The organism is Dietzia sp. 111N12-1 (assembly GCF_001658045.1).
GTDB lineage: Bacteria > Actinomycetota > Actinomycetes > Mycobacteriales > Mycobacteriaceae > Dietzia > Dietzia kunjamensis.
The window spans coordinates 1-2,045 of the sequence record NZ_LSSV01000085.1 but is presented as its reverse complement, the minus strand read 5'-3'; the positions used below and the strand labels follow the sequence as shown (position 1 = coordinate 2,045).

At 64.1% G+C, this 2,045-nt stretch carries 3 protein-coding genes; 2 read left to right on the top strand and 1 reads right to left on the bottom strand.

Annotated elements, in window-relative coordinates:
* Positions 1-185, bottom strand: a 185-nt coding sequence (locus tag AYO52_RS17995; protein WP_156523654.1) for a helix-turn-helix transcriptional regulator, incomplete at its 3' end; no start/stop codon positions are given.
* A gap of 209 nt (positions 186-394) precedes the next feature.
* Between AYO52_RS17995 and AYO52_RS15970 the strand changes: the two genes are divergently transcribed.
* Positions 395-991 carry a recombinase family protein gene (locus AYO52_RS15970; RefSeq protein ID WP_067719579.1) on the top strand — a complete coding sequence of 199 codons (597 nt, stop codon included), beginning with the start codon at positions 395-397 and terminating at the stop codon, positions 989-991.
* Between the two features lie 193 nt (positions 992-1,184).
* Entirely contained in the window at positions 1,185-1,973 is a 789-nt protein-coding gene (locus AYO52_RS17990) for a recombinase family protein (RefSeq protein ID WP_082924097.1), read from the top strand.
* Positions 1,974-2,045 lie beyond the last annotated feature (72 nt).

Genomic DNA, 2,045 nt, shown 5'->3' with positions numbered 1-2,045 from the left:
CCGCAGTCGCGCAGGCATGCCAGATGGTTCGACACGTTCGACCGTGTCAGCTCCAAATCGCGGGCCAGCTCCGCCGGGTAGGCCGGCTGCTGCAGCAAGGTCAGCAGTATCCGGGACCGCGTCGGGTCGGCCATCGCCCGCCCTAACCGGTTCATCACATCCACACGAGAAGCAACAGTCAGCATATGTTGAACTATACAGTGGTCGCTGAACTGTCGAGAAGGCGCCTTAAGAACCTAAAGGTTTTCAAGACACTAGACACCGTCAAGGACCGCGACCACTTTTGAGCAGGTTTCCTGGCTCTACGGCCACCCGCCGGTGTCTCATTAAGTCATCTTGTCGACATTCGTCTCAGGATCGGCCTCGGTAGGGGTTTATGGGGCATCATCGGGCCATGAGGCATCTGGGGTACACCCGCGTCAGTACCGCGAGTCAGGACGCGCAGTTGCAGTTGGATGCACTCGTAGATTCCGGGGTTCAGAAGCGCGACGTCTTCTCTGACGTCACCTCGGGGAGCCGGGCCGCGATCGAGCGCCCGGGGATGAAGCGGCTGATGGACTACGTCGAGCCCGGCGATACCGTCGTGGTGTGGCGCATTGACCGCCTCGGTCGCTCCCTGATCGATGTCCTCAATACCGTGAACCTGCTTCGCGACAAGGGCGTGAAGATCCGGTCGCTCTCGGACGGCATCGACCCGGAGACCACCTCCGGCCGGTTGATGCTGGGCATGCTCGCCACCCTGGCCGAGTACGAACGCGAGCTCATCACCGAGCGAGTCAATGCCGGGATCGCTGCGGCGAGGCAGAGCGGCACCAGGTTCGGCCGGCCCCCGGTCGACCCCGCAGTGATCGCTGAAAAACTCGACATTGCCCAAAGTGCTCGAAGAAAGGGGCGCACCGCCGCCGAAGCGGCCAGCTTGGTCGGATGGTCCCGCGCCACCCTCTACCGCCACCAGCAAGCCGCCCGAGCCCTCGAGGCACTCGACCACTAATGGCAGCGGCCATCGCCAGGCATCACCGCTAGAACGCCGCCACTGGGCAGCGCGATCTGCCAGTACACCCATGAGGGACGACACGCCGCCAACCGTCGCAGCTGTGTCACAGGGTCTATTTCGGCAGTTATGAAACGCTTTCCCGTCGGGTCTAAGATCTATTGATACAGATTCCGGGCGAAAGGGTCTCCTCATGGCTGATCGGATCGGGACGTTGCTGAACCGTTCGGGTGGCGGTGGCGAGGAGGTGCTCATCGTCAGCCGCGGCAGCGTGCGGACTCGGTTCCGGCGCCGGGACGAGCTGGGTTGGAACTTTCGGGTGGAGTCGACGGACTCGGAAAACATCATCGAGCGCAAGCCCGAGCCGAAGCCAAAGCCGGATCCGAAGTCGGCTCGCCGAGCCTCGCGTCCTCGCGGGCAGCGGGTGGCGTACGTGCGGGTGTCGGCGGCCGATCAGAACGAGGCGCGTCAGCTCGAGGCGGTGGGGGAGTGCGACCGGGTCTATATCGAGAAACAGTCGGCTCGCTCGCGTGCCGATCGGGTGAAGCTCGAAGAGTGCATCAGGTACCTGCGAGATGGTGACGAGCTGGTGGTTGCGTCGATGGACCGACTCGCTCGTTCCCTGGTCGATCTCAAGCAGATCGTCGGCGAGATCACCGCCAAGGGTGCGAGCGTGGAGTTCATCCACGAGAGGGCTACGTACGCCGCCGGCGCCCAGGATCCACGAGCAGATTTGATGCTCTCACTACTCGGGGCGTTCGCCGAGTTCGAGCGGGCCATCATTCGCGAACGCCAGGCTGAGGGCATCGCCATCGCCAAGGCGAAGGGCAAGTACAAGGGGCGCAAGCGCGTCCTGACCGAGGAGCAGATCGACAAGGCCCGGGCCCGCATCGAGGCGGGGGAGGGGCCGTCGGCGATCGCCCGCGATCTGGGAGTCGGACGGTCCACGCTGTACCGCGCCCTCCAACGACATGCGACGTAGATGAGGAAGGGGGAGCGACATGGATGGGTGGTCTCCAGTGGGCGGCAAGGGGCGCATCGCAGCGTTGCTCGA

Excerpts from the sequence above, each read along its gene's own strand:
- AYO52_RS17990 (WP_082924097.1), top strand. The coding sequence starts at position 1,185 with ATGGCTGATCGGATCGGGACGTTGCTGAACCGTTCGGGTGGCGGTGGC.
- AYO52_RS15970 (WP_067719579.1), top strand. The coding sequence starts at position 395 with ATGAGGCATCTGGGGTACACCCGCGTCAGTACCGCGAGTCAGGACGCG.